This is a genomic window from Mucilaginibacter pallidiroseus, from assembly GCF_007846085.1.
GTDB lineage: Bacteria > Bacteroidota > Bacteroidia > Sphingobacteriales > Sphingobacteriaceae > Mucilaginibacter > Mucilaginibacter pallidiroseus.
On sequence record NZ_VOEJ01000001.1, the window covers coordinates 838083 to 861575 of the forward strand.

Annotated in this window: 21 protein-coding genes; 6 read left to right on the forward strand and 15 right to left on the reverse strand. The window is 42.3% G+C overall.

All coding sequences use genetic code 11. From position 1 onward, the window contains the following. Together FPZ43_RS03680 and FPZ43_RS03685 are read right to left on the reverse strand one after the other, a co-directional pair. On the reverse strand, positions 1-1911 hold the full coding sequence (locus tag FPZ43_RS03680) for a DUF3857 domain-containing protein (RefSeq protein WP_146380480.1): 1911 nt from the start codon (positions 1909-1911) through the stop codon (positions 1-3). After that, a complete protein-coding gene (locus tag FPZ43_RS03685; protein ID WP_146380481.1) occupies positions 1908-3884 on the reverse strand; it encodes a DUF3857 domain-containing protein in 1977 nt (658 codons plus the stop codon). The genes FPZ43_RS03680 and FPZ43_RS03685 overlap by 4 nt, the downstream gene beginning before the upstream one ends. 116 nt (positions 3885-4000) lie before the next feature. Here FPZ43_RS03685 and FPZ43_RS03690 point away from each other — a divergent pair, with 116 nt between their 5' ends. Further along, positions 4001-5002 (forward strand): 3'-5' exonuclease, encoded by a 1002-nt coding sequence (locus FPZ43_RS03690; RefSeq protein ID WP_146380482.1) that lies wholly within the window; start codon positions 4001-4003, stop codon positions 5000-5002. 76 nt (positions 5003-5078) lie between these two features. Here the strand turns inward: FPZ43_RS03690 and queG are convergent, their stop codons facing one another. Next, positions 5079-6017 (reverse strand): tRNA epoxyqueuosine(34) reductase QueG, encoded by a 939-nt coding sequence (queG, locus tag FPZ43_RS03695; RefSeq protein ID WP_146380483.1) that lies wholly within the window; start codon positions 6015-6017, stop codon positions 5079-5081. Between the two features lie 142 nt (positions 6018-6159). Between queG and FPZ43_RS03700 the strand changes: the two genes are divergently transcribed. The 3 genes from FPZ43_RS03700 (at position 6160) to FPZ43_RS03710 (ending at position 7585) form a co-directional block, all read left to right on the forward strand. Then, positions 6160-6528, forward strand: a complete 369-nt coding sequence (locus tag FPZ43_RS03700) for a SpoIIAA family protein (RefSeq protein ID WP_146380484.1) — start codon at positions 6160-6162, stop codon at positions 6526-6528. Positions 6529-6559: 31 nt separating this feature from the next. Next, complete coding sequence (locus tag FPZ43_RS03705; RefSeq protein WP_146380485.1) at positions 6560-6847, forward strand: hypothetical protein; 288 nt, start codon at positions 6560-6562, stop codon at positions 6845-6847. Positions 6848-6997: 150 nt separating this feature from the next. After that, positions 6998-7585 (forward strand): Crp/Fnr family transcriptional regulator, encoded by a 588-nt coding sequence (locus tag FPZ43_RS03710; RefSeq protein ID WP_146380486.1) that lies wholly within the window; start codon positions 6998-7000, stop codon positions 7583-7585. Positions 7586-7629: 44 nt separating this feature from the next. Here the strand turns inward: FPZ43_RS03710 and FPZ43_RS03715 are convergent, their stop codons facing one another. The 11 genes from FPZ43_RS03715 to FPZ43_RS03765 form a co-directional block, all read right to left on the reverse strand. Then, the gene (locus FPZ43_RS03715) at positions 7630-8220 is read right to left on the reverse strand and encodes a hypothetical protein (RefSeq protein ID WP_146380487.1); all 591 of its coding nucleotides are present in this window, start codon (positions 8218-8220) and stop codon (positions 7630-7632) included. A gap of 134 nt (positions 8221-8354) precedes the next feature. After that, positions 8355-10964 (reverse strand): DNA mismatch repair protein MutS, encoded by a 2610-nt coding sequence (gene mutS / locus FPZ43_RS03720; protein WP_146380488.1) that lies wholly within the window; start codon positions 10962-10964, stop codon positions 8355-8357. Positions 10965-11093: 129 nt separating this feature from the next. After that, on the reverse strand, positions 11094-11555 hold the full coding sequence (locus FPZ43_RS03725; protein ID WP_146380489.1) for an ATP synthase F0 subunit C: 462 nt from the start codon (positions 11553-11555) through the stop codon (positions 11094-11096). Between the two features lie 12 nt (positions 11556-11567). Next, a complete protein-coding gene (locus FPZ43_RS03730; protein WP_146380490.1) occupies positions 11568-12308 on the reverse strand; it encodes a phytanoyl-CoA dioxygenase family protein in 741 nt (246 codons plus the stop codon). Between the two features lie 118 nt (positions 12309-12426). Next, the gene (gene ccsA / locus FPZ43_RS03735) at positions 12427-14877 is read right to left on the reverse strand and encodes a cytochrome c biogenesis protein CcsA (protein ID WP_146380491.1); all 2451 of its coding nucleotides are present in this window, start codon (positions 14875-14877) and stop codon (positions 12427-12429) included. A gap of 9 nt (positions 14878-14886) precedes the next feature. Then, entirely contained in the window at positions 14887-15297 is a 411-nt protein-coding gene (locus FPZ43_RS03740) for a cytochrome c maturation protein CcmE domain-containing protein (protein ID WP_146380492.1), read from the reverse strand. Between the two features lie 193 nt (positions 15298-15490). Further along, positions 15491-16927 (reverse strand): Glu/Leu/Phe/Val family dehydrogenase, encoded by a 1437-nt coding sequence (locus tag FPZ43_RS03745; protein ID WP_146380493.1) that lies wholly within the window; start codon positions 16925-16927, stop codon positions 15491-15493. Between the two features lie 156 nt (positions 16928-17083). Next, the gene (locus FPZ43_RS03750) at positions 17084-17308 is read right to left on the reverse strand and encodes a CcmD family protein (RefSeq protein ID WP_261380977.1); all 225 of its coding nucleotides are present in this window, start codon (positions 17306-17308) and stop codon (positions 17084-17086) included. Further along, positions 17295-17972, reverse strand: coding sequence for a cytochrome c biogenesis protein (locus tag FPZ43_RS03755; protein WP_391563956.1), 678 nt, complete (start codon positions 17970-17972; stop codon positions 17295-17297). The genes FPZ43_RS03750 and FPZ43_RS03755 overlap by 14 nt, the downstream gene beginning before the upstream one ends. A gap of 233 nt (positions 17973-18205) precedes the next feature. Further along, the gene (locus FPZ43_RS03760) at positions 18206-19408 is read right to left on the reverse strand and encodes a carboxypeptidase-like regulatory domain-containing protein (RefSeq protein ID WP_146380494.1); all 1203 of its coding nucleotides are present in this window, start codon (positions 19406-19408) and stop codon (positions 18206-18208) included. Positions 19409-19501: 93 nt separating this feature from the next. Beyond that, entirely contained in the window at positions 19502-20185 is a 684-nt protein-coding gene (locus tag FPZ43_RS03765; RefSeq protein WP_146380495.1) for a heme exporter protein CcmB, read from the reverse strand. Positions 20186-20260: 75 nt separating this feature from the next. Here FPZ43_RS03765 and FPZ43_RS03770 point away from each other — a divergent pair, with 75 nt between their 5' ends. Both FPZ43_RS03770 and FPZ43_RS03775 read left to right on the forward strand, forming a co-directional pair. Continuing rightward, positions 20261-21070 carry an SDR family NAD(P)-dependent oxidoreductase gene (locus FPZ43_RS03770; protein ID WP_146380496.1) on the forward strand — a complete coding sequence of 270 codons (810 nt, stop codon included), beginning with the start codon at positions 20261-20263 and terminating at the stop codon, positions 21068-21070. After that, the gene (locus tag FPZ43_RS03775; RefSeq protein ID WP_261380978.1) at positions 21036-21557 is read left to right on the forward strand and encodes a methylated-DNA--[protein]-cysteine S-methyltransferase; all 522 of its coding nucleotides are present in this window, start codon (positions 21036-21038) and stop codon (positions 21555-21557) included. The genes FPZ43_RS03770 and FPZ43_RS03775 overlap by 35 nt, the downstream gene beginning before the upstream one ends. Positions 21558-21564: 7 nt before the next feature. On the opposite strand, the gene FPZ43_RS03780 is transcribed toward FPZ43_RS03775, so the two are convergent. Next, complete coding sequence (locus FPZ43_RS03780) at positions 21565-23487, reverse strand: hybrid sensor histidine kinase/response regulator (RefSeq protein WP_146380498.1); 1923 nt, start codon at positions 23485-23487, stop codon at positions 21565-21567. Positions 23488-23493: the final 6 nt, after the last annotated feature.

The window sequence follows — 23493 nt, forward strand, 5'->3', positions numbered from 1 at the left end:
CTATAGCTTTATCAGCGTTGCATTATAATTATCAGCATCTACAGCTGCTTGGTAAAAATCAACCAAATCCCGGTATAACTCTTTTTTGTAAGTTCCATCGATAACCTGCATGTAACGTTTGTAGGTAAGTTTGTTGCCGTTAATAGTCATACTGGCCCTAAACTTCCCAAAAGGTTTATCAATGTTCACGTTCAGCAGATTATGGTCACTCTTGTAGTTTGCAGGCAGTATGTATACAAGTTCATCCTCGTCGGTATAACCTGTTGTTATACAAACATTAGTTGCCCTGTTCCTAACATCGCGTGGTGCCCTGTTAATGCGGTTTACAGGATTTATTGAAAAATACAATTTTCCGTTATCAGTGCTTGCAAAGTTAACCGCCTCAATTTTTAAATTTTCTGTGGTGGCAGGAGCATCACCTTTGTCCTGCTTGATATCAAAACCCTGCACATATAAGTTGCTGATATTGCTGTAACGCTTTTGCAATAGTTTTGCCTGCTCTCCCGTTGTTTCACCAATTAAGCCTTCGTCGTTATCATATTGCAAACCATTAAGTGTGGTAGTCAAATTCCCCCTTAAAACGCCCGCACTGTCAATAGCAAATAAACCTTTTGCAACCTGCAGGTTTGTTGCAGCGTTATACTTAGGAGTACGCATTAGCTTACCACCCTCGGGCGTGCAGGCAAGTACTAACCTATCCGCCGTAAAGCTGCCCAAATAACCAAATGGCATTTTCTGGCTTGTACAGTCAACCCAAGCTGTATCATTTTTTAGCGGAATACATAGTATAGCGTGATCTGCCTGGCTCATACTGGCAAAATCAGTAAGCAGACTTACCTTTTCATCGCCAGACTTTACAATGCAGTAGTAAGAAGGAATATCGGCAACCTTCAATAAGGCCGCCGTGTAATTTACAAGCGCCTTGCAATCGCCGTAATTGAGCTTATCTACATCTGATGCTAAAAATGGCTGATAGCCGCCTACCCCAACCTGCACACTTATATAATGCGTTTTCTGCTGCATGTATTCGTAGATCTTCCTGGCTTTAAGGCGCTCATCGGTGATATTCTCAGTCAAGGCTTTTATTGCAGATGTTGTTTCGGGAGAAATGCGGTCGCGTCCTGCAAGTAATTTAGTATTTACAAAGCGGCCCATGCCGTTCCAATCCGAAAAACCGCCTCTTATATTTCCATATAAAAATTCATTCGGTGCGAGTAAAAGTCTTGGTAGGTATTCGCGCCAATTTGGGCTGTAAGGCTCATCCTTCAGTGCTTTTGAGTCGTTTATCTGCCATGTGGTAAGTTTAAAACCTTTGTCATCTGTAATGATAACCGGCTTTTCGGCGAGATTTATTTGCTTGTAACGTATGGTCAGGTCTGGCTTGTGTATTAGCGTAAAACTGCTTTTTTCAACTGCCTGGTTAACGGACTCCACCGGCAGCCAGCTGCGCAAGTTTATCGATTCGCGATAGCTCACTTCATACTCGTATTCAACCGTATATGGGTATCCAGCGTTTACAGGCTCATAATGCTTAATCCTGTTATCTTCAAATAATGATGAGTTACTTATTGCTGCGTAATCCTTAAATTCCTTAAGTGTAAATTTATTAGTTTGTTGACCAAACTCATTAAATACAAAACCCCTAACATATTTAACAGATGTTCTTTTATCGTAACCGATATCTATTTGCGCTGCGTCATCGCCGTTTTTATTAAATACAGTTACCGCTTTTTTAAGGTGGTAAACAACATTGTCAAGATCAAGCACCTTATATGTTACCTCCTCGTTGCGTATAACGGAACTGGCATATGGTAACAAGTCTTTAGGCACTGAACTCACGGCATAATTTTGTTGGGCAACGGCGCTAAAACCAACTAACGCAAATACTGATGCCAAAAAAAACTTCATCATTTCTTTTTAAATACTATTTCGCCTTTTTGAGCAGTTATAATGCGGTTGTACATCTCTTTCAAATACGGATACTCTTCGGGGTAATAAATTGATTTATTGAATTGCATTATGTTTGAAAAGGTAAATTTGTTGCCATTACCTGCAAAATTGGTAATATATAGGCCACCTTTGTTAGGTAAACCAAGCGACAGATCAGTTGGTGACGATTCTATCACATAACCATCCGGCAGGCTCACGTTGATCACCACTCTCCTATCAGTAGGCATGCCCCAATCAACCGGGTAGTTCCTGTCATCTAACTTGAAAGGATTACTTGCCAACCTGTCGAATATATAAGGGTTTAATGATAGCCTGTTATGATTGAGGTTGTCAAAGGCATCTATCTCGATATCGTATTGCTCAACCAGCGTTTTATCAAGACTGTCAATATTATTAACCGCGGCCTTAACAATTTTAATCTTGTTTAATCGCTCGTCCAGGTTCTCGATATACTCGTCAGTCGTATTAAATTTTTTGATCGCCTTACGCTTTTCGTACCCATCAAATCCTGACGAATACATGGTTACTGTGCCGGTTAGTTTTCCATTGGGCTGCAAAGTAAGATTGAACGATGTTGTAGAAGACTTACGTTGATTTGTCTGAATTTTTGCCCAATAGGAAGGCCTGTCAGGGTGCATAATACGTCCCTCGTCATTTATTGCACGCAAGGGTAACATTCCAAAGGACATTAGCGGGTCTGTTGCATCAAGCAGGAACGTATCCTTTTCAACAATTGCACGCGCTATAACGTAATTAAAATCTGTTTCCACAGGATATAGCTTATTTATCAACCCATTTACCCTGGTTGACAATAACATTGGCTCAACTGTAACGCCGGCTGTATTCAGGGCATTTATAAGCGCCAGGTTAATATCGGCTACGTTACCGGAATGCTTGTCCAATGCCTTTTTTATGCCATCGTCACTTCCACGCGAGTTCATGTCGTTCCACTTGATATTGCTTTGAATAAAAGCATAAACAGCTTTGGCCTTGTCAATTTGTGTTTGCTTACCTGCAAGTAAAGGTGTTAGCTGCTCTTTAAATATATCCTTTCGCCGTATTTGTGAACCAAAGTAATCTGCCTTTTTAAGGTTGTAATCAACATCCCGCCAGTCTCTTGCTACCTTGATCTTTACGCCCGTATACGGGTTGGTATATTCAGAAAGTGTAAAACTGATATTTGAAATATAATTTCTGGGTGCGGTCATATAATCCTCTTCAATAAAGGCAGGAATATTGTCGATACCAAATGTTAAGTATGAACAATCGCAACTGGCTCCGTGCGAGGTAAAGCATGCCCTCTCAACTTTGGATTCGTTTCTGGTTAACTTTAAAAAGCCCTTTAATGCAGCATTGTATGACCAAAATGCCGGGATGTGAACTTCATATTGAGACCGTACCTTTGGAATATCGTCCTGAAAATTCCATGATGGGAACTTGCTAAAATATGGGGTTAAATGCCTGTACGAATATTCGATTACGCAGCCGGCACGCAAATTAGGTATAGCGAAGCGCACTTCGCTCCAGTATTTGTTTTCTTTTACGCGTACAATCTTACCGGGGTCAAGCTCAGCCTGCTTAACGCTTCCCTGTTCATCTTTGTAAGTAATTATAGCCTTGATTTCCTCAACATCTTCCGAATCATCACTTTCTGTGTAGAATGGAATTGCAACCGTACCCTTCTCAAAACCCTTGTTATCAAAAATTTTGATTTTGACATGGTAATCAAAAATCACTTTAATTCTGTCGTTCGACGTTACGTCAAGGCGGGTTTCTCCAAATTCGTTCAGCACAACAGCATGTGCCGATGTATCATTGTTATACCTCGGCATATTAAGTTCTTCAACTGTAAACTGGCCATAAGGAAATTTTTGAGCGTTAGAAATAGCTGCACAGGAAAGTGCAATTAACAGCAATAGTAAGCGTTTAATCATATAATTGTGACCTTAATTAGGAGGTTTAAATTTATACAATCTCTTTAATTTAAAGAAAAAAAATAATACTTAAACTATTTGATAATTTGCCCACCTTTGCACTCTGATCATACAAAATGAAACTTATTTTAAAGCGCCCTCTTGCATTTTTCGACCTTGAAACTACCGGTACAAATATTGGTTCGGACAGGATAGTTGAAATATCTGTTATAAAACTGCACCCGGATGGTACCGATGAGGCTAAAACGCTTCGCGTTAACCCAGGCATGCCTATTCCGCTCGAATCATCATTAGTGCATGGCATTTATGAAGAGCACGTGCAAAACGAAAAGAGTTTTAAGGAGATTGCAGAAGAAATTGCAGCATTTATTGGCGATGCCGACCTGGCGGGGTACAATTCCAACAAGTTTGATATACCCATGCTAATGGAAGAGTTTTTACGCGCAGGCGTAAACTTTGATTTGGAGAGCAGGCATTTTGTGGATGTGCAGAACATTTTTCATCAGATGGAACAGCGTACATTAAAAGCTGCATATCAGTTTTATTGCGATAAACAAATTATAAACGCGCACTCGGCCGAGGCAGACACCAGGGCAACTATGGAAGTGTTGCTTGCCCAAATTGAGCGTTATGCCGAAACTGAATGGGAAGATAAAAAAGGTAACAGAAGCATACCTGTGGTAGGCGATGTAGAAGCGCTACATAAATTTACCAACCTTAGCCGCCCCGTAGATTTTGCAGGCAGAATGGTTTATAATGAGGATGGTGAAGAGTGCATTAACTTTGGCAAGCACAAAGGCAAACGCGTAGAAGATGTTTTAAATGCAGAGCCAAGCTATTACTCGTGGATGATGCAGGGTGATTTCCCCCTATATACCAAACGCAAGCTTGACGAAATTTACAAACGCTGGAATGCGAAGAAAAATGCGGAACGCCAGCAAAATCGTGCTGCACAACCACAGCAAGCGCCTAAACCCACGTTAAATAACAATGCGCCCAAAAGTAGCCCGCAAATAAATAACCAACCAAATAAACCTTTTAAAAAGAAGGAAGAACCTGCTAAGCCCGTTGATGGCGACATGCTACAGCAACTGGCAATGAAGTTTGGCAAAATATAAAAGACTTTTTAGCTTCATAAGAGCAGGCGATATGTAAATGTCACCTGCTTTTTTTATTTACGACGTATGAAGTAAATCAATTTATTGGTTTCAAAAAATCTATATTCCTTTTCAACCCCTCCAGTTTGGTACGTTTAACTGCCGAGTTTTTAAATACCTTCTTGAATACATCATCAGTTATTTCTTCCCAATCTGCACGCTTTATACCATGCAATTCGGGATGAGGCTTAAATGCAGGTTCCTGGTGCAAAACCGAAAAACGATTCCAGGGGCAAACGTCCTGGCAAATATCACAGCCAAACATCCAGTTATCCATTTTGCCCTTAAATTCCTGTGGAATCTCGTTCTTCAGCTCGATGGTAAGGTATGATATGCAGCGGCTGCCGTCAACAATGTACGGGCCAACAATAGCATTTGTAGGGCAAGCATCGATGCAACGGGTACAACTGCCACAGTGGTCGGCAGTCGGTTCGATATCATATTCAAGCTCTATATCAACTATCAACTCGGCCAGGAAAAAGAACGAACCTGTTTTTTTACTGATGAGGTTGGCGTTTTTGCCTATCCAACCTAATCCCGCTTTTTTCGCCCAAGCTTTGTCAAGCACCGGTGCCGAATCCACAAAAGCACGGCCGCCCACCTCACCTATCTGCTCATTAATAACATCTAGTAACTGCTTTAACTTGTCTTTAATAACAAAGTGATAATCAGCACCATATGCATACTTAGATATTTTTGGCGCCGATGGATCAAGCTGTAGCTGATCGTTATAGTAATTTAATCCAACGGATATAACCGACTTCGCTCCATCTACCAGCAAACGCGGATCGAGGCGCTTATCAAAGTGGTTTTCCATGTAGCGCATTTCACCATGCATGTTTTTATTTAGCCAGCTCTCCAGCCTTGGTGCCTCCTCTTCTAAAAAGCCAGCCTGCGATATTCCACAAAACAAAAACCCAAGTTTTTGGGCTTCATTTTTTATAAACTGAGAATATGCCAAACGGTTAACTTGCATTGCTGACACAAAGATAACGATATGCGATTTGTTTTAAGTACAGGCCTCAGTACCCTCTGTGCACCGGAGACGTAATTTTATATAAAATACTACGGTAACTATAATTGGTACGGTTTTTTAGGTTATACTGTAAACTAACAATATGCTACAGTTCATTAAAGATTTACCACAACACGTTGTGGGTATACATGCTACCGGCGAAGTTACCAAGCAAGATATGGAGTCTGTTTTGCTGCCTAAGATTGACGAGTTAGTAGCCCGACAAGGTGAAATAAACTACCTGCTTGTTTTGGAAACTGACGTACAAAACTGGACCGCCGGTGCCTGGTGGGACGATGTAAAGATGGGCTTAAAGAACTTTACCAAGTGGAACAGGATTGCTGTTGTGAGCGACCAAAAAGGTGTGCAATGGTTTTCGGACGCATTCCGCTTATTTGTTCCCGGTAAATCAAAGGGCTTTGCAATTGCAGAGCTTAATGAGGCCATTGCATTTGTTAGCGCAGCAGATTAATCATTTTACACACATCTAAACATATACTACCATGGAAAACAAACCAGAAGGATTTGACAGAGCCAACAACCAGGGCCAAAATCTCGATACAGCCGGAAATATTGCAAACGTTAATAATGATACGTTAAAACAGGAAGATAACGACCTGGCTAAAGAGATACCAACCGTAACACCGGAAACAGTTGCCAATGGTGTTGCCGACGATGGCTCGGAAAACAACGAACAGGAAGAAACGCCGAACGATACACCAGAATTAGAAAACCCAACAAATCAATCATCGTCCAACAAAGGGCAAGGCCCGGGTGGCGAAAATTTATGATAGTCTGTAAAAGCCCCTTATGGGGCTTTTTTTTTGCCCGCCTGACAAATCTCCTGTCGCCGTAGCATCATTTTAACTAAGGTTAAAAATAACATGAATTGTATTATCGAAATTTGATGCTGTAACATTTCATAATTGAAGCATCAATCAATGACAGCGAAGTTTGATATCCTTTATGACCACCTCAAAGGTTTTGCCCAATTAACAGATAACGATATTGTTGAAAGCCAGCCTTACTGGAAAGCACGGCGAATGAAAAAAGGCGACTTTTTTAACATGCAAAGTATGGTTTGTAACGATCTTGGCTTGGTAGTTAAGGGCATATTCCGGATTTACTACCGCGATGAACAAAGTGGCGAAGAAAAAAATGTATTCTTCTTTACTGAAAACCAATTCGTAGTATCTTTTAGGAGTTTTATAGCCCGTTTCCCTTGTCATTATTTTATCGAAGCAATGGAGGACTGCGAAATCTTCTTTATCTCCCATGCTGATTTAACGGGACTATACGATGCTAATAAAAGCTGGGCGAAATTTGGCAGGCTGCTTGCCGAACTATTTTTTGCCTACTCACAATCGCGTGCCGAAGAACTCTTATTCTTTTCCCATGAGGAGCGTTATTTAAGGTTGCTTGATAAGCATCCCAATATCATTGAACGTATCCCAGCGTATCATATATCGTCTTATCTGGGCATCACTAACCCGTCGTTGAGCAGAATACGAAAGCGAATACAACGATAATTTGGGATAGACAATTTTTTGTAAATTCCCTATCCCAACACCTACTAATTATTTGCAGTGGTTTTAGCAGCGCTTTTGTTTAGACGAAAAGCCGATAATAAGTAATAAAATGCCCCAAATGCTGCGTACCCCGCAAGGCTGCCAATACCTTTCGTCGGGTCGTTGGCGAGCACTATAAAAGACGTTCCGCCCAGCATTGACTGGCCGCCGCTGATTATCATGGGCCACTGCCCACCCAATATTTTTTTGCGGTTTAAACCCAATATAAGTTGGATAAGTCCCGTTAATATCGCCCAGGCTCCAAAGACAATTAACGCTTGCGGAACGCCGGTTTGCAGCGCAATGGCAACAGCTATAGTTGTAATTGTGCTTATGGCAACATTAATATATTGCGGCGTCTTAGAAAGAGCATTTGGGTTAGCGCGAATATCCAGAAATGTACCTACTATATCCCATGCCGGATAAATGATTAGTAAAATGCTCGCGAAACCGGGTGATGTTTTGCTGAACAAGGCCACGAGGATTACCCACGTTATAGAGAAGGCAGCCCTAATGAAGTACAGATTGCGTAGTGAGTTTGCGGTTGCAGCGGTTGGCCCTGATATGGCCGTGTTCGACTTATAAGTTGATTCCATGATTTAAAATCTTAAGTGATTTGATAGATCAAATATCAGCCGCAAAAAACGAATGGTTTTTCACTTAAGTTAAAATAATGGAAAATAGATGCAAATTATTTCAGATCATCAATGTAATTCACTAATTACTTCAATCAGCTCTTAATAACCCGCTGTATTTCATCCAATTTCATCAAAGCCTCTACCGGGGTAAGGGTATTTACATCAAGGTTATTAAGGGTATCGCGAATTTTCACAAGCACCGGGTCGTCTATAGAGAACATCTGCATTTGCACTGCTTGCTTCTGCACTTTACGAATGCTCTCTTTGATGTGCTCGCCACCGGTACGTTCATTTTCGAGCTTCTTGAGTATTTCATTAGCGCGCGACAATACTTTTCCCGGCATACCCGCCAGTTTAGCCACATGGATACCAAAGCTATGCTCGCTTCCGCCAGGTACTAGTTTGCGTAAGAAGATGATTTGCTGGCCCACTTCCTTTACCGACACGTTATAATTTTTGATCCTGTTGAAGCTGTTGCTCAACTCATTCAGTTCGTGGTAATGCGTAGCGAACAATGTTTTTGCCCGTGCCGATGGATGGTTATGCAAATACTCGGCAATAGCCCAGGCAATGGAAATACCATCGTAGGTTGATGTACCGCGGCCAATTTCATCAAGCAGTATAAGGCTGCGATCGCTTAGGTTATTGAGGATGCTGGCGGTTTCGTTCATCTCCACCATAAATGTGGATTCACCAGAAGATAAGTTGTCAGACGCTCCTACCCTTGTGAAAATCTTATCTACCAGGCCAACAGACACAGCCTTAGCCGGCACAAAACAACCCATCTGGGCCATCAGCACAATTAAACCTGTTTGCCTTAACAGCGCCGACTTACCCGCCATATTGGGCCCTGTTATAATGATGATCTGCTGCGAATCCGAGTCCAGGAACACATCATTTGTAATGTATTCCTCGCCTATAGGCAGGTTTTTTTCAATAACGGGGTGGCGGCCGCCTTTAATGTCCAGCACACGGCTGTCGTTCACATCAGGCTTAACATAGTAATTTTTAATAGATATGGTAGCAAAGTTAAGCAGCACATCAAGGCGTGCAATAAGGTTTGCATTAAGCTGTACAGGCTTTATATATTCGGCCAGCGCATACAGCAGATCGTTATACAGCTTGGTCTCAAGCGCAAGAATCTTTTCCTCGGCACCTAAAATTTGTTCCTCATATTCTTTTAGCTCAGGCGTTATGTAACGCTCGGCGTTTACCAGCGTTTGCTTACGTATCCACTCGGTAGGCACCTTGTCACGATGGCTATGCGTTACCTCAAGGTAGTAACCAAACACGTTATTGAACGATACTTTAAGCGACGGTATTCCCGTTAATTCAGCTTCCCGTTTTTGTATCTCAAGCAAATAGCCTTTACCGCCAAAAGCAATTTTACGCAGCCTGTCCAACTCCTCGTTAATGCCATCATTTATTACCGAACCTTTTGCCATTAAAATAGGCGGTTCCGGGTGCAGCTCACGGGTAATACGCTCGCAGATAGATACGCAAGGGTTAAGCTGGTCACCTATAGCTTTAAGTGGCTCACTATTGCTTTCCGAGGCAATCTTTTTTATGTTTTCAGTAGCTATAAGCGCTTTTCTTAATTGTGCTACTTCACGCGGATTAGCGCGCTGTAAGCCTATCTTTGAGATCAGTCTTTCCAGGTCCCCTATCTGCCTCAGATGGTTTTGGAGGGTTTCGCGTAATTCCTCTTCGGCTATCAGGTATTCAACCACACCAAGCCGATCTTTAATGGGCTTAATTTCCTTCAAAGGCATTACTATCCAGCGGCGCAGCATACGTGCCCCCATTGGTGAGCATGTTTGGTCTAACACATCTACAAGTGTCAACGCGTTTTCATTTGCCGAGCCAACCAGTTCCAGGTTGCGTATGCTAAACCTGTCGAGCCATAAATACCTATCCTCTTCAATCCTGCCAATGGCAGATATATGCTGCAGGTTACGGTGCTCAGTTTCATTAAGGTAGTGGAGTGCTACGCCGGCAGCCACAATACCCAGGTTTAGTTTGTCAATACCAAAACCCTTAAGCGACTTTACACCGAAGTGTTTAAGTAACGTCTCGGTAGCGTAATCGCCGCTATAAGGCCATTCATCCAGCGTATAGGTGTAAAATCTGTCACCAAACGATTCCTTAAAGTCCGAGTGACGGCTCTTGGGGAAAATAACTTCGCTGGGCGAATAGCTTTGCAATAATTTATCTATATAAGAATGGCTTCCCTGCGCCGTCAGGAACTCACCTGTGGAAATATCTATTAAGGCAATGCCTATGCTATTCTTTTCAAAATAAAGCGAGGCAAGGTAATTATTACTTTTTTGCTGTAAGATATTGTCGCTCACGGCAACACCGGGTGTAACTAACTCCGTGACACCACGTTTCACGATACCCTTTACAGATTTCGGATCTTCAAGCTGATCGCAAATTGCAACCCGTTGACCAGCGCGAACCAGTTTTGAGAGATAGGTTTCTAACGAGTGATGCGGAAAACCGGCCAACTCGATATAAGCGGCGGCTCCGTTGGCCCAGCGTGTAAGCACTATGCCCAAAATACCGGAAGCCTTTACAGCATCCTGTCCAAAAGTTTCGTAAAAATCGCCAACTCGAAAAAGCAGTAAAGCACCGGGGTACTTAGCCTTAATGGCATTGTACTGCTGCATTAAAGGGGTTTCTTTGGTTTCGCTTTTAGCCAAGGGATGTAGTATAAATAATAATCTGCTAATTTAATTTATTGCCTGCGCTTTACCTGCATTGTGGAAAAGTAAGGCAGTGTGGAATTATTGAGCCTGTATGGCCGTCCCGCACGCAAGTTGTAATAGCGGCTAAAAAAGCAACTGCTGATCGTCATAATTCAATGACAGGTCGTTGGTAAGTTTTTCTTTTGTGGGACGCAAGGTTGTAAAGTAGGCTATAATAGCTATAGCGATTGCCAGGAATAAAAAGTTGCCCGTTAAGAAATATACAGTTGTTGCAAAAAGCGCCGGCCCCTCTAAAAATGCATAACGCATTATTAAAGCGGTTTGGTAGATAACGAGTTTGCCCTGCGCACTTGGCTGCCGCTGGGCTTGTGGCAACGCTTTGCCAAATAAAAAATAACTTGCAAACGCACCCATAATAGCCACAACGGGAACTATAAATGCAAATACATCGTCCTTATCAAATTTCACTGCTGTACTTTGCTTTAGAAAAAACACTATGGCGACATACAATACCATCCCGGCTAATAGAGCCAGATGGATTATCTGTATTGTTTTAAGTTTAGGCGAACGGCTTTGCTGTTGCATAATTGTTAAAGGTTAGCTGCCAGCAAAATTACGCATTTCCATTTGCTCAGACCATGTAAGCCCGCCGTCTAATTCAATTCTGCTAAATTCAATATGAATTACCTTGCGTGGCTTACTATTTACCGTTCTGTTTGATGCATGCATCAGCAAAGGGCGCATAATCATGATACCGCCAGCCATTACGGGGCATATCATCTCGCTCTCGACTGACCAATCAATGCTATCCGGCCGATAAACAGATTTGAGATGAGAACCCGGTAGCACTTTTAAAGCGCCGTTACCTTCATCAGCATCATCGAGATGAATACGAATAGTAAAGTTATCTTTAAGTATATTTAAAGGTGGCTGTACCGCAAATTGGTTTTGCTTCACGGTCCAGGGGCCGTAGCCTGCCACATTTTTACGTTTGGCTACAGAAATAGTAAGATCCTGATGCCATGCAACAAACCAATTTGACTGGGGCGGTTTATCAAAATAAATTGACTTAACAACAAAATAACCGCTCCCAAAAATCGCCTCAATTAGTTGCGTAAACTTACTGCTAAAAATGCTTTTGCAAGCGGTCGGCACTTCCTTCAAAAATTGCCGTATCGCAAACAGATCATCAGTTTTGCGAAAGGTAGATTTACTGCAATCGGTCTCTTTAATTGCCTTTTCAATTTCGCTTATTTGATTAGCCGTAAAAACGTTGTTTATAACCGCAAAGCCTTTAGCAGCTATATCATGGCCATGGTTTACATTCACCTTAAACATTTAAATTTTCATGTGTTCTTAAAAGTGTCTTTCCTATCCAAATGACACTTTTGGATAGGAAATAAAATCAAATAAAAAACCCCGGACGATACCGGGGCTAAGCATATTATTTATCGGATTATACCGCTTTGACTTCTTTGTTTCTCCTGAAGATCGACATCAGGAAGCCAAGCACCATAATGATTGTACCTGCCCACAAGAAGTTGATGTAAGGGAACGATAAAGCTTTCATTACAATGTACTTTTTCTCGCTTTCCTTTTGCTGGTAAACGGTTATTTCTACCTTGCCTTTCTCAGGCAATATTTTGGTAAATCGTAACTTTAAACCGGCATCTTCCAGTTTTTTTCCAAAGTCGAACACGCTTTTGCCTTTGATAAGGTATACAGGTTCGCTGTTGTACTTGCGGCCATTAGTGGTTATCTCTAATTGCGCGCCTACTGCCACGTCCTTATCGGTAAGCGGGATACTTTGGATCTTTGCACTTTTGTTCAACCCTTTAAGTACAATAATACCATCGCGGTAACGCATGGTATCGCCTACGGCTATTTCATGCGCAATAGGTGCATCATACTTCTTGTCATCATCCGCCGGGCCATGCTGGTCGGCATCCGGGTTTGCCTGCTCACTGCTAATCACATTGGTCATGGTGATATGCGTGTACAAGTCATGAAAAAGGTAGTGCTTGGTATCTGGGGATGATGACATGCCACCTTGCGACTGGATTACATTTGGCCTTAATACAAATTGTTCTGTTACTTTGTTACCCTCGACACGTTGGTAATTGATATTAAACAAATGCTGTGCACCTTCAATGGTATCACCTGTAAACGTTACGGTGTATTGGCCCATTTTTACAGGTTCGTTTTTGTAAAGCAATATGTTTTCGCGCGGGTCTTCATCTTTAGCAAACTCTTCGTTATAACGTTCGCCGGTATTGTTGATGGATACCACGCTGCGTGCGCCAGCAGCTATAAGGGCACCTACCAGTATCAAACCAAAACCAATATGCCCAACTGCCGATCCGGCAAGCTTAAAGCTGCCTTTTAATGCATCCGCAAGAATTTTTGCGTTTGCTACAACAGAATATATCGAGCAGAACATCAGTAATACAAATACCAGGTGCAGTTTATAAATTCCCGTTACGTAAACTACCAATGCCGTAATTAAAGCAGAAAAAATCAGATAGATAACTGTGCTTATGAAAAAGCGCTGCACATCTGTCTTTTTATATTTCAGGAATTGGGTAAAACCACTTAGCAAGGCAATAACTACTGCAAAAGATGCTTGGATAACGTTATAGTGTTTAACGGGCTCGGTAGGTGGCGCAAGCTTTGTTCCGAACATAGCATTCCATACCGGCACTGATGTTACAATGATGAGGTGGAAGCATGACAAGCATAAAAATACCGCACCAACAAACATCCAAAACTCCCGCGAATATGTTTCCTCGTCCTTTTTGGTGATCGGCATTTCTTTCCAGCGCGTTACCAATAGGTAAACTGTAATCACGAAAAATATGGACAAGCCTGCAACCAGTTGCCAAAATAAACCAAGATCTGTAAAGGCATGTACCGACGTTTCGCCTAATACGCCGCTTCGGGCAAGAAAGGATGAATACCAAACCAGTACAAAGCTCATTAACGTTAAAAACGTTGCTGTAAAATATGAGTGCCCGGTATTTTTAAATACGATAAGCACATGTACACCTGCCACCAGGAATAACCACGGAAATATAGAAGCGTTCTCTACTGGATCCCAAGCCCAGAAACCACCAAAGTTAAGCGACTCATAAGCCCAAAACGCACCCATGATAACGCCTGTACCCAACACCATGCAACCAAACAAAGCGTAAGGAATAGCAGGCACCACCCACTCTTTAAAACGCCTAACCCACAGGCCGGCTACAGCGTAGGCAAAAGGAATAACAAGCGACGCGATACCCAGGAACAGCACCGGCGGGTGGATAATCATCCAATAGTTTTGCAGTGAGGGATTCATGCCCTTACCGTCCTTTATAAAATCAAGGTAGTTAGGATTTTGGAAGATGGGCGCTTCCATAGCATTGCGCAAAAGCAAAAACGGTGAGCTGCCGATATGCATACTGCCAATTTGCAGGCCCAATATCATGGTGCCCAATACAACCTGTGATAGCGCAAGCGTAGTCATTACCGGTTTCTCCCATGATTTGGCTTTCCAGATAAGGATATTACCTAAAACTGCTTCCCAAAACATCCATAGCAAAAAGCCACCCTCCTGCCCGTTCCAGAAACCTGATACGATGTAATATGATGGCAAGGTGCGTGACGTGTACGACCAGGCGTAGTGATACTCAAAATAATGGCTGTACAAAATGTTGAATAAACAAACACCCATGCCTATAATTGAGAAGGTATTTAACCAATAGCCAATGCGGCCAAGTCGTAACCACCAGTTGTCGGCTTTATCGGCAGTTGTGGTGGCAAAAAAATATGATATAAATGATAGTAACGCCGAACCAAAAGCCAGGACGATAAAAAATTGGCCAATACTACCCGGTAAAAGGTGTTCGCCTTTAAAAACTGTATCCATTAAATTTAATTATAGGCTCGCGCTTTTGGTAGCGTTTGCTTCGGTAACGTTTAACTTCTCGTTATACTTTGAAGGGCACTTCATCAATATTTTTGAAGCATAAAACTCCTGCCCCTTCATTTTACCGGTTAAAACAATTTGTTCCGAACGCTCAAAATCCTGCGGTTTGGTACCGGCAAAAACCACCTTACATTCTTCGCCCTTATTATCTTTCACATAAAAAGAAAAGTAATTGGCATCCTTGGTGGCATCATAAAACAACTCTTTGCCTTTGTTAAGTTTACCAACCACGTGCAACTCGCTGCTGGTTTGGCGGGCGTCTTTAAATGACCCGTATGTGCTTGTATTTGAATAGGTGCTGATGATTACCGCGATAGCTATTGCAATAATTACAATCCCAAAAATTGAACTTTTTTTCATTGATCGTATTTGTCCCTTTTATTCGTAATGCAAAAATACAAAACGTGTAGCTAAATATGTTTATTACAAAGGATATATGTTATTTAGAATTATTATCGATAGTAATAGCAATCATATAATATTTCAATTAATAAAAAAGCGCCTCTTACGAAGCGCTTTTTCAAATTTATAACATGGGTTGCTTAGCTATCGATCACGGCCACACACCAAGATTTTGGTATGATACAGCAATCTTATTTATTGCGCCCACCATAGCCGCATTACGCAGCGTTTCCACTTTCGGGTTGTTCTTTAAAATCTCGCGGATCTCGTGGTAAGAGCGGATCATGGTATCTTCCAAACCTGAATTTACCAACTCCAGCTCCGACGCACCTTTCACGATAGTTGCACGTTGTATTGGTGTAAGTGCAATACCGGTGATACCTTCTACCATGTTTACCAGGTTCAGGTTTGAGTTTTCCTCAAAACGGCGGTTCATACGGCCAAATGCAACATGGCTTAAGTTTTTTAACCACTCAAAGTATGATACGGTTACACCACCGGCGTTTGCATACATATCCGGAATGATGATACCACCATTGCTATAAAAAATAGCTTCGGCTTCCGGTGACGTCGGTCCGTTTGCACCTTCAGCAATGATCTTTGCTTTGATGTTTACTACATTTTCTGCAGTGATCTGGTTCTCTAAAGCAGCAGGTACAAGGATATCACATGGCTGCTCAAGGCCGTCCATCGTGTTTGCAAACTCCTGCTTAGCGCCGGCATAACCTAAAATAGAACCAGTTTCTTTACGATGCTGAAATACAGCATCAACATCCAAACCATCCTCGTTGTAAATAGCACCTTCAAACTCGCAGATACCTACGATCAACGCGCCAAACTCCGACAAGAATTTAGCCGAGTAAAAGCCCACGTTACCCAAACCCTGTACAATGATTTTTTTACCAGAAAGGCCGGTTGTTAAACCAAGCTTCTGCATGTCTTCGGCAACACCTACACATTCGCGCACGGCGATTGCCACGCCACGGCCGGTAGCTTCGCGGCGGCCTGCAATACCGTGTAATGCAATCGGTTTACCGGTAACAGCGCCAAGTGCATCTAACTGACCTGGGTTCATGGTTGCGTAAGTGTCGGCTATCCAGCTCATTTCACGCTCGCCCGATCCGTAATCCGGTGCAGGTACGTCAATGCTTGGGCCTATAAAATTCTTTTTGATCAACTCCACAGTGTAACGGCGGGTAATGTTTTCCAACTCGCCCACGGTGTAGTTTTTAGGGTTTATCTTAATACCACCCTTTGCACCTCCAAACGGTACGTTAACAATGGCACACTTATATGTCATCAGGGCAGCAAGTGCCATAACTTCATCCTCGTTAACCATTTCGCTGTAGCGGATACCGCCTTTGGTTGGCGACTGGTGGTGAGAGTGTTCTACACGCCATGCGTCAATTACTTCGAACCCGTTGCCTTTGCGAATAGGGAAACGGAAACGGTAAACGCTATTGCATGATTTAATTTGGTCTAACAAGCCAGCATCGTGCTTGGTAAATTGCGCTGCATGATCAAAGTTTTTGCAAACATCCCCAAAGAAATGGGTATCCTGATTTGCAGTAGGATTATTGATATTCATAATTTAGTATTGGTAAATAATTAATCTCCTAAAAAGGAGTGCAAATTTGGTACATTTTTTATCAATAATGCAAATATTAGTTAAGTCGCAAGCAAGTATGTGTTAACAATAAAACACATTGTGCTGTTTAAACAATGGCAAGGCCCTTTTGCTTTCTTAATTTTCCTTTTCCAACTTACGCAGACGGCGATCTATAGCAAAGAGCGCAACCGCAAGGCCAATAAAAACGATTGCTATAGTTGTAATTACAACGTAGATCTTGCCGGAGCTGCGCAATACATCGGCCATCTCAACATTGCCGGTATCCTGTGCATTTACGGTAATAAAACAAAGCAGCATGGCCGCCAAAAAAAATATCTTCTTCATGTTAGTTGATGTCATGACGTTTGTTTTCAATTAAGCGTATACGGTAACGAATACTGGCAATCCAAACAGCCAGTAAACTCCAACCAATAAACGCAGGGTATAAAACTACGCGCATGTGGCTGTCAAGGTCATATTTATTAAAGCCGGGGTTACCACCTGCCCCACCAGGGTGTAATGAATCGGTAAGGCGTGGCAATACAAACAGTAATACAATCATAATCGGGAAAGCGAAAATGTTGTAAATGGCAGATATTTTGGCGCGTTTTTGTTCTTCATCTATTGAATTACGCAGCACCAGGTAAGCGCAATACAGCAAAAACGCAATTGCCGCACTATTCTGTTTGGGGTCATTACTCCAATACTCGCCCCATGTATACTTGGCCCATATCATCCCGGTTATTAAACCAAGCACATAAAATATCATCCCGGTATTAACGCACTCTACAGATGCAAGGTCATCCTCTTCGCGGCCGCCAGCCAGGTAACGTATGCTGAAAAAGACAGACAGTACCAACGCCGAAAGCATAGCCATCCACATAGGTACGTGGAAATATAGATTGCGGATAGTTTCGTGCAGGATGTCTAATCGAGGAACCCTGAATTGCAAGCCGGCAATCAATGTGTAAAAAATCAACACAACAGCCAAAACTTTCCACCAGGTTTGATATATAAACTTCATTTGGAGAATTATGCGGCAAATGTAACAATTGCTGTGCTGAGTTAAGCAATCGCGTACATTATTGTTATTGTTGCAGCCTTTGCCCGCCTATGTTAAATACTTGCTTATTGTAAACTTAAATGATTATAAGTTTGATAGATAAACGCATTTATAAGGTTATATCAACAGCGATCAACCGATCAATCAACTTACGCCAATTTAGATTTTACAACGGAATGACGTTGCTACAGTATCTATTCGCTTACAATTTTAGCGGGACCAACGGGTTCGTAATCTACAGGCAGCATGTCTGCAAGTTTGGCCTTTGACCATGTCCCCTCAAACAACGGACTATCTGATACAACCGTGCCATTCATATCGAAAACGAAGTATGGACTGTAAAGGGTAACTACGCTTGTTTCATAATTGGGCATATCCAACGGGCGGTACACATCTTTAAAATAGGTTTCCTCACGCTTTTTTACATAAGTGACGTAAAGGTAATTTGGAAAAGTAACTGCAAAAAGCCCTTCCTGGGGTGTGCGCCTTAATACATCTGCCGCTTTCAGCGCGGGGCGCATAACATTTTCATTCGCCCACTTTGGCACATCGGATTGCCTTGCCCAATAATTCATCGAGTCGCGGTTTATGTTGGTATAACGCTTTAACTTTTGTTGTATCAACGGCTCGGGATAACGGTTGGGGTTAAGGTTGCGGCTAAAATTATATATTACAAACCCCTCCTGCTCCAACTGATTTTTATATAGTGCCCTTAAAAAATGCTGCCGCGACCCATAGTAAGCTTCGTCACGCTTTTCCTGCCACTTTTTTTTCTGCTCGGCACTGCCCGGCAGATCCTCAAACAAGGCCTTGCCCCCATACATAATTACATGAGTAAAATTACTGCTGCTAAATGCCTTCAATAAAAACTTGGTGCGGTAGCCCAAAGCGCGGTTCTCAACAACTAAAAATTCATCGGCCGATGCTTCAAGCGTTTGCGTTTTCCGGTAATATATCAAATCCAGTATGCGTGGATTTATCACTTTGCACTGCTTGGCATTACCTTCAACACCAATAAATTCCTTTTTAAACTGTTCGTAGTTTTTCTTCCAGTCGGCGTTGCTGATGATAGTCACCGCTTTCATCATCATCACCTTTTGGGTTAGTTGGATGCTTAAATCAACGCCCTTTGAACCTACCAATACCTTTTGGTTATAATCTTCGTAGCCAAGTGTTGTTACCACAAGGTCGTATTGGCCGGGCTTAACTCCACGCAGGGTAAATGTACCATCATCTGCGGTTGCGGTACCAAATGTTGCGTTATTCAAAAATACACTGGCACGCGCTACCGGGTTGTTTGTACCGGCCATAATAACTTTACCGGTAATTACTCCGCTTTGCGCCACTGCAAGAATAGGCAGGGCAAGCAAACAAACAAAAATCCACAGGGCACGCATTAATATTAACTGGGGTTTAAGCCACTAAATTCCGAAAATTTTATGAAGTGATGATGAAATTGCCTGTAACAATTTAAGGGCTTTGCTCTTATATCAATCTCTCCATAAATATGGGAAAAGCAAAAGCGACAAGGCGATTACTATCGCATTGATAGCCAATAAGATGCCTACGTTACCATACCCAAGGCTGCGGTCTATCCCATCCATGGCAGACTTGCTTACTTTAACCAGTAATAAAATCACAGGGATAATCACCGGAAAGCTTAATATTGCCATAAGGGTGCCATTGTTGCCTGCTTTAGAAGCAATGGCCGAAATCATGGTAAATACTGTAGAAAAACTGGTGCTGCCAAGCAAAACAATAAAAAGGTAGTACAGCAAATCGTTTACATTATTTGGAAAGAAGAGCGTATAAACGGTAAAAGCCAACACACTAAGCAAGCCCATCAATAAGGCATTGTAAATGATTTTTGAAAGGATAATGGCTTGTGGGTGAGCAATGCAATAATAGTATAGCAAACGGCTCTTGCTCTCCTGCATAAAGCTTTTTGCAATAGCGTTCACTGATGCAAACAGCATAATGATCCAAAAAAGTATGTTCCAAACAATGGAATACCCGGAGCTTTCTTTAAAACCAGGATTTAGATTAAAAGAAATATAACACACGAAAACGGTAGATACGATGTAGAGCAATACCCCGTTGAATGCATATTTCGATCGCCACTCGAGCAATATTTCCTTTTTTAACAGCTCGATGGTTTGCCCCGCCAGTTTCATGCTGCAAAGAACGTGAAATAAAAAAGTAAAACCCAAAAGTTTAAATATTCTTCAATTGAATTTTAACTTAGCAGCATGAAAAAACTGGCGCTGGCAAATAAGTGGATTTTGGTTACAGGTGCATCATCGGGCCTGGGCAAGGAAATGGCGAGGCAGCTGGCCCACAACTTTAAAGCAAACCTTATTATAGCAGCACGCCGGGCCGACAAGCTGAACGAGCTAAAGACAGAATTAGAGTCGGCCGCCGGTGTAAAAGTAAAAGTGATAGTGGCCGATCTGTCAAAAACGGAAGACACGGACCGCCTTGTTGCCGATAGCATTGCCGACGGTGATTTATACGGCGCCATTTTAAACGCAGGCGTTACCTTTTTTGGCCGCCATAGCCAATTGCCCTGGGCCGATTTTGAGAATATTCTCAACACCAACGTTAAGGGTGTAGTACGCATGACTAATGCACTTGTAAGTTATTTCGACAAGCCTGGTACCGAGGGAGCATTGATGCTTGTATCCAGCATGGCAGGATATTTCCCTGTTCCTTATCAGGCAGCATACTCTGGAAGTAAGGCGTTTATCACGGCTTTTGGTAGTGCACTGCACTATGAAGTTAAGAATCCGACTTTTTCAATAACTGTATTTGCTCCCGGCGGCATCGCTACCGAAATGACGGAAGGTAAAAGTTTCAACGATTTAAAGGGTTGGCTGATGCCTGTAAAGCAGGCTGCTAAAGAAGCTATACATGCATTTGTAGCTCGAAAATTCAACTATATGCCCGGTTTAATGAACCGCATTGGTGCGGTGTTTATGAACTTTTTACCGAAGAGCTTTCTTACAGGTAATATGGCCAGAGTATATGCAAAAGCATTACTTAACGCTGAAAAAGAATAAGGCTATGGAATGCTATTACAAATCGCCGATTGGCATTGTGCATATTATTGCTGATAACGAAGATCGCATAAGCCGAATTGCTGTGCTGGATGATGAGCTTGACGAAACAGCTCCTGCTACCCCGGCTTTACAAATGGCCGTTGAGCAATTAAAAGAATATTTTGCAGGTAAGCGTGTAAACTTCGACTTGCCCTTGCAGCAACCGGGCTCGGCCTTCCAACAGCGCGTTTGGCAGCAGTTAATGGCTATTAAATATGGTACGACGATTACCTACACTCAACAATCAAAATTGATGAATGATCCGCTGGCCGTACGCGCCATAGCAGCGGCAAATGGGAAAAACAACTTATGGATAGTTGTGCCTTGCCACCGCGTAATAGGCAGCGATGGCAGTTTAACCGGTTACGCAGGCGGTGTTTGGCGCAAGCGCTGGCTGATCGATCACGAAGCAAAAGTGGCCGGCGTTGGGCAAGCCACTCTGTTTTAATTCTCGCTTATTTCTTAATTAACTGCGTCATTTTTTCATGCAATTGATGCGGCTCAAAAGGCTTGGCTAGCACATCATTCATGCCCGATGCAATTGCCTCACGATGCTCGTCCTCAAACGCAGCAGCAGATAAAGATATGATTGGGATACTGCGCTTAGGCTCCTCAAAATCAAGCCGTATGGCACGTGCAGCCTGGTAACCGTTTTGGCCGGGCATATGGGTATCCATCAAAATCAAATCAAAATCCTTCTCTTTTAAACGCTCCAACGCACTATTGCCGTTATCGGCAACTTCAACCTTCACGTTCCAGTCCTTCAGCATTTTTTGCAGCATAAACTGGTTTATCATATTGTCTTCGGCAACAAGCACACTCACATTCTCGAAAGGCTCCAAGACTTTGCCAACTTTTGCTGATACCTTCTCGGCTTTATCGGTAGCAATGTCAAACCAATTTGTAAAACCAAATTCGCTGCCTTTACCTACCTCACTGCTTACACTAAGTTCGCCACCTGTAAGTTCAACCAATTTTTTAACGATAGTTAACCCAAGGCCTGTGCCTCCATATTTACTTGCGGTGTCGTCTTCTGCCTGCTCAAAAGACTCAAATATCCGTGAAAGTTTATCGGCTGGTATGCCAATCCCGCTATCTTCAACACAAAAGCGAATTTTTACCTTATCGGCTTGCTGTGCTAACACGTCAACCTTAAGATTTACCTTGCCGTGCGCCGTAAACTTGATTGCGTTGCTTAGCAAATTCATCAGAATTTGGTTCAGACGCAACGAGTCAACCATAATCATTTCGGGCAGGCGCTCGTCAAACTCGTTTGTAAACTGGATATCCTTCTCGTCGGCGTTAAACTTGAGCAGATGATATACGGTATTAATGATCTCGCGAATATTATTGGGCGAATTAACGATTTTAAATTTGCCTGCCTCAATTTTTGAGATATCAAGCACATCATTTATAACACCAAGCAGTGATTTGGACGACGACTCAAGCATATCAATCAAATTAATCTGCTGCTCGTCTACGTCCGATTTACGCAACATATTGGTAAGTCCAATAATGCCATTTACCGGCGTACGCAATTCGTGACTCATATTGGCGAGGAAAGTTTCCTTTACTTTGCGTCCATACTCGGCAGCCTCTTTAGATTTGATCAATTGCTGCTGATAACTCTTTTGGGGAGAAATGTCGCTTATATTTACAAAGATGGTTTTGTTACGGTATGATGCACGGCACTCAGTCCAAATAGTTCGCTTATCAAACGTATTAAACTGCGATTCAAACTTTGCATACGACAAATTATCTTTTATAATACCACCGAGCTTTTGGCGCAGGTTGTCTTGCTCAGTTTCAATAGCCAAATCAACAAGGCTTTTATTAAGCATCTCCTGAGGTGTAAAACCTAATATTTGCTCAACAGCAGGGTTTATCGTTCTAATCCGCAAACTTGCGGCATCAACCGAGCAAATAATGTCGGCACTGTTTTTTACCACAATGGCATAGGCCTGCAACTCTTCGTTCTTTTCCAGGATCATCATCTGTTGCCTGGCAAGCTGGACAAATGAATCTACCTTAGCCGATGTAATATAGGGATCGAGCGGCTTATACAAGTAATCTACCGCACCGGTACCCAATCCTTTTACAGCGTATTTGCTTTCTTTGGAAATTGCCGTAACAAATATTACCAGGATATCCTTTGTGCGAGGGTTCGATTTCAACATCTCCACTAACTCAAAGCCATCCATTTCCGGCATTTGCACATCTACCAGTGCAATCTGAATAGGATTTTCCCAGGCTATACGCAAGGCATCGTTTGGCGATGTAGTGGTGAATAACTTAATATCGTTACGCTCTAAAAGAGCTTCAAGAGCTATTATATTTTCCTCGCGGTCGTCAACTATAAGGATATTTATCGGAGTCATCTATTG

Bases quoted from the DNA above. Each gene is read 5' to 3' on its own strand.
- FPZ43_RS03680 (WP_146380480.1), bottom strand. From the start codon at position 1,911: ATGATGAAGTTTTTTTTGGCATCAGTATTTGCGTTAGTTGGTTTTAGC.
- FPZ43_RS03685 (WP_146380481.1), bottom strand. From the start codon at position 3,884: ATGATTAAACGCTTACTATTGCTGTTAATTGCACTTTCCTGTGCAGCT.
- FPZ43_RS03690 (WP_146380482.1), top strand. From the start codon at position 4,001: ATGAAACTTATTTTAAAGCGCCCTCTTGCATTTTTCGACCTTGAAACT.
- queG (WP_146380483.1), bottom strand. From the start codon at position 6,017: ATGCAAGTTAACCGTTTGGCATATTCTCAGTTTATAAAAAATGAAGCC.
- FPZ43_RS03700 (WP_146380484.1), top strand. From the start codon at position 6,160: ATGCTACAGTTCATTAAAGATTTACCACAACACGTTGTGGGTATACAT.
- FPZ43_RS03705 (WP_146380485.1), top strand. From the start codon at position 6,560: ATGGAAAACAAACCAGAAGGATTTGACAGAGCCAACAACCAGGGCCAA.
- FPZ43_RS03710 (WP_146380486.1), top strand. From the start codon at position 6,998: ATGACAGCGAAGTTTGATATCCTTTATGACCACCTCAAAGGTTTTGCC.
- FPZ43_RS03715 (WP_146380487.1), bottom strand. From the start codon at position 8,220: ATGGAATCAACTTATAAGTCGAACACGGCCATATCAGGGCCAACCGCT.
- FPZ43_RS03725 (WP_146380489.1), bottom strand. From the start codon at position 11,555: ATGCAACAGCAAAGCCGTTCGCCTAAACTTAAAACAATACAGATAATC.
- FPZ43_RS03730 (WP_146380490.1), bottom strand. From the start codon at position 12,308: ATGTTTAAGGTGAATGTAAACCATGGCCATGATATAGCTGCTAAAGGC.
- ccsA (WP_146380491.1), bottom strand. From the start codon at position 14,877: ATGGATACAGTTTTTAAAGGCGAACACCTTTTACCGGGTAGTATTGGC.
- FPZ43_RS03740 (WP_146380492.1), bottom strand. From the start codon at position 15,297: ATGAAAAAAAGTTCAATTTTTGGGATTGTAATTATTGCAATAGCTATC.
- FPZ43_RS03745 (WP_146380493.1), bottom strand. From the start codon at position 16,927: ATGAATATCAATAATCCTACTGCAAATCAGGATACCCATTTCTTTGGG.
- FPZ43_RS03750 (WP_261380977.1), bottom strand. From the start codon at position 17,308: ATGACATCAACTAACATGAAGAAGATATTTTTTTTGGCGGCCATGCTG.
- FPZ43_RS03755 (WP_391563956.1), bottom strand. From the start codon at position 17,972: ATGAAGTTTATATATCAAACCTGGTGGAAAGTTTTGGCTGTTGTGTTG.
- FPZ43_RS03760 (WP_146380494.1), bottom strand. From the start codon at position 19,408: ATGCGTGCCCTGTGGATTTTTGTTTGTTTGCTTGCCCTGCCTATTCTT.
- FPZ43_RS03765 (WP_146380495.1), bottom strand. From the start codon at position 20,185: ATGAAACTGGCGGGGCAAACCATCGAGCTGTTAAAAAAGGAAATATTG.
- FPZ43_RS03770 (WP_146380496.1), top strand. From the start codon at position 20,261: ATGAAAAAACTGGCGCTGGCAAATAAGTGGATTTTGGTTACAGGTGCA.
- FPZ43_RS03775 (WP_261380978.1), top strand. From the start codon at position 21,036: ATGCAAAAGCATTACTTAACGCTGAAAAAGAATAAGGCTATGGAATGC.
- FPZ43_RS03780 (WP_146380498.1), bottom strand. From the start codon at position 23,487: ATGACTCCGATAAATATCCTTATAGTTGACGACCGCGAGGAAAATATA.